Annotated in this window: 5 protein-coding genes; 1 reads left to right on the forward strand and 4 read right to left on the reverse strand. The window is 37.1% G+C overall.

Annotation, left to right across the window (positions count from 1 at the left end; genetic code table 11):
• Positions 1 to 138: 138 nt before the first annotated feature.
• From O9290_RS06430 to O9290_RS06440, 3 genes are all read right to left on the reverse strand, one after another.
• Entirely contained in the window at positions 139 to 537 is a 399-nt protein-coding gene (locus O9290_RS06430) for a helix-turn-helix domain-containing protein (RefSeq protein ID WP_002788855.1), read from the reverse strand.
• Positions 521 to 805, reverse strand: coding sequence for a type II toxin-antitoxin system HigB family toxin (locus tag O9290_RS06435; RefSeq protein ID WP_004159317.1), 285 nt, complete (start codon positions 803 to 805; stop codon positions 521 to 523). Before O9290_RS06435 ends, O9290_RS06430 begins: the two co-directional genes overlap by 17 nt.
• 391 nt (positions 806 to 1,196) lie before the next feature.
• A complete protein-coding gene (locus O9290_RS06440) occupies positions 1,197 to 1,535 on the reverse strand; it encodes a helix-turn-helix domain-containing protein (RefSeq protein WP_004159314.1) in 339 nt (112 codons plus the stop codon).
• Positions 1,536 to 1,666: 131 nt separating this feature from the next.
• On the opposite strand from O9290_RS06440, the gene O9290_RS06445 reads away from it, so the two are divergent.
• The gene (locus O9290_RS06445; RefSeq protein WP_002788850.1) at positions 1,667 to 2,482 is read left to right on the forward strand and encodes a PEP-CTERM sorting domain-containing protein; all 816 of its coding nucleotides are present in this window, start codon (positions 1,667 to 1,669) and stop codon (positions 2,480 to 2,482) included.
• Between the two features lie 384 nt (positions 2,483 to 2,866).
• Here O9290_RS06445 and O9290_RS06450 read toward each other — a convergent pair.
• On the reverse strand, positions 2,867 to 2,978 hold a 112-nt coding region (locus O9290_RS06450), incomplete at its 5' end, for a transposase (protein ID WP_288023764.1).

Below are 2,978 nucleotides of genomic sequence, written 5' to 3' on the forward strand. Positions count from 1 at the left end.
TGAGGGGGTCAATTACCTAATTTTCAGGGAAAAAGTCCAGGGATTTTTCCCCCGATCACTCCCAGATCCATTACTTTTTGATGGCCAAAAGGTCTAAAAGTTTTACCCAACAAGGTTTTTAGATTTATTCAGCAAACCCTACATAAACAAACTATAATCTACATGAAAGAAATGTCCTAATAATTTCGCCTGTTCTTGGCTAATTGACCCTTTTCCTGCAATTAAACTAGAAGCAATTTTGTCAGAGCCAAGGATTATGGCTATGTCTTTCTTGTTAACGCTTTGTTGCTCCATCAAAAACAATAACATAGAATTAGGTGTGGTTGATTCTTGTAGATAAAAGCTTCTTTCAAAATTCTCAATTAAAAAAATTAGAAGCTCATAAAGTTCATCTTCTTCGGGAGTTCGATGCTGACGGTGCATCAATTCTTCGACAATAACCAGAGCTTTTTCATTTTCTGCTTCTGTTCTGATAACTTTAGGTAAATGGCGAGCTAGTAATTCTTTGTATTTTTCTGGATTAAAAGTAAGGGTCATTTTTCCATTGCTCCTTATCGTATTCAGCGTGAGTTAAAACATACTTGATATAAATTAGCCGCTTCTGATAATCGATACTGGTTATAAGGCGATAACGATTTCCTTTAATGTTAAAAACAGTAAAATTACCAACTGCTTCTGCTTGGGGAAATACTGTTTGAACCTCAACTAAATTATACCAAATTGCTTGACTGGCAATTTTATGCCAATTTTCTAAAGCGTGTTTATTCGTAAATTCTCGTAATCTTCGATAGCTGATGACGTGCATTTATAAAAACAAACATAAATTATCTCTATTGTGTGGACAATGCTCATTAAATAAAATTAAGGAATACATTTTTTAACTTGCTCAAGAGACAATCCCAACGTACTAGCAATTTGCTCGGCCGTCAAGCCAAGCTCGACTAAGTTTGGAATAATTTCTAGTTTTGCTTTTTGTCTTTCTCTTTCCAGAATTGTCAGGCTTTCTTTAACATAAGGTATAGCAGTTTCTTCTATTATTGATTCAATATTTTCTGTCTCATAACTTTGTGAAGGATTAGCACAGAGGCTCTTCTGGTTTCTGTGTGGAAACGAGGTCTATACTGATAGTTTCTTCGACAAAATAGTCCTAAAAGTGTTGCCCGATAAGCATTTCACGATTACATAAGCAAAAATTATCACACAAAGTCGAGAAGAGCCGCACAGAGGTTAATGTTACCGATTTGCACAGGATTAACCATATTGGAGTACGCATTTGCCACTCCTAATCTTTCAATAGTAGCACGGAAATTAGACTTATTTAAATCTTCTCCTAAAGCTTCGGAAAGAATGCGCCACAGTTGATAAGCTTCATCTTTAGTATGCCCTGCCGAACAATGATATTCTTCAGAAATATGGGTATATTTTTTTCCATTAAGGACTCCCTTCAGAATCGCAACTTGCAGACTGTCAAGATGTTGCCCCGTTTGTGCGAAAACTAGGTCATCCACGTATTTCAACACCGCTTGTACGTCCATTAACCTGTTGCTTCATACCTCTAACGCCCACCCGTTATTATCCGCTATAATCCGCTTTTTGTCAAGATTATTAATAAAACTCACGCCTTTATCCGCCACCATCCGACTTTAGATTAGCTGAAATCAGGCTTATGCTTGAAGCAGGAATTGATGAGGCTAAAAGAATGGCTAATAAAATTACCACCATAACACTAGCTACTGGAGTTTTCCTCGGTTGTGCAGTCATTGAAACTCCCGTTGTAAATTCTGCTCCAACATTACTCGGACCAACTCCTTATCTTAGCTTTAATGATAGTCCATTTAAAAATGTTAACTTTAGCTATTTTTACCTTGAGAATTTTGAGGATGGTTCCCTGAATGTGCCAGGTGTTACAGCCTCTAGTGCTAGTGGCTTACCATTTGGCGTGGAAGGTCCAGGTTTTTATACAGATTCTGTTGATATTGACGACGGAGTGATTGATGGAAACGGGCAACAAGGTCATTATCTCGTTGAAGTAGGTAATGGAATAATAGGAGGCTTTAAATTTACTTTCAATGCCAATACTTTAGGAAACTTTCCTACTCATGTAGGTATTGTCTGGACAGATTCATATTCAAGCTTTGGCGGAATAGATCAAACACCACTAACTTTTGAAGGGTTTGATGCACAAGGAAATTCTTTAGGTACTATTGCACTTGGTCAGGGACAGATTGGCGATACCAGAAACGACGGAACAACAGTTGATGATCGCTTTTTTGGAGTTATCAATTTAGCAGGCATTTCAGCTATCTCAATATCTCAGACTTTGATCAATGTAGGCTTTGGAGTAGATCACTTAGAATATGGATTTGTTCCCCAATCTAGTCAACCTGTTTCTGAACCTTCCACTGTCTTTGGTTTATTAGGATTCGGTTTATTTGGACTAGGTGTATTCTGCAAGCGGACTGTTTCAGCTAATTGGATGTAATAGATTCTCCCGATCTCCCGGGGAGCATCCCACTTTTGCAATAAGCAATTGTACTTAGATGTGAAATGCTTATATGGCAAGCCTTTTCGGGAGTTCATAGATTTTTAACGGTTGTCTAAATTGTGTGATTGGAACCAGAATCGTTATACTAAATCCGGTTATTAAAGACTGATTATTTATTCCCCCTTTTGCATGAGTGCCTTTTGCCTGTCCTGATATGTAGCCTATACTCAACGGATTTAGTATAACTTCTGCTGATCACCATAAGTGAGAGAAATTCACAAATATGAGATACACCCGATTGATAGTGAACACTCATTATATATTAATAAACATAAATAAATATGAAGTAATTTAAGGCTCTTCGTTACCCTTTATGCTAAATCAACATACAAGATGCCAAGATAACATACTTCTAACCCAAAAATTCCGAAAGTTTCTCAAGCCATAGCCTCTCCGTTTTATTAGTTTAAGTTTATTGTTGATTCCCTCGACC

The sequence above is a fragment of the Microcystis sp. LE19-41.2A genome (assembly GCF_027530405.1).
GTDB lineage: Bacteria > Cyanobacteriota > Cyanobacteriia > Cyanobacteriales > Microcystaceae > Microcystis > Microcystis aeruginosa.

What these genes read in the sequence shown, in the direction of transcription:
- O9290_RS06430 (WP_002788855.1), bottom strand. Translation starts at nt 537, where the DNA reads ATGACCCTTACTTTTAATCCAGAAAAATACAAAGAATTACTAGCTCGC.
- O9290_RS06440 (WP_004159314.1), bottom strand. Translation starts at nt 1,535, where the DNA reads ATGGACGTACAAGCGGTGTTGAAATACGTGGATGACCTAGTTTTCGCA.
- O9290_RS06435 (WP_004159317.1), bottom strand. Translation starts at nt 805, where the DNA reads ATGCACGTCATCAGCTATCGAAGATTACGAGAATTTACGAATAAACAC.
- O9290_RS06445 (WP_002788850.1), top strand. Translation starts at nt 1,667, where the DNA reads ATGCTTGAAGCAGGAATTGATGAGGCTAAAAGAATGGCTAATAAAATT.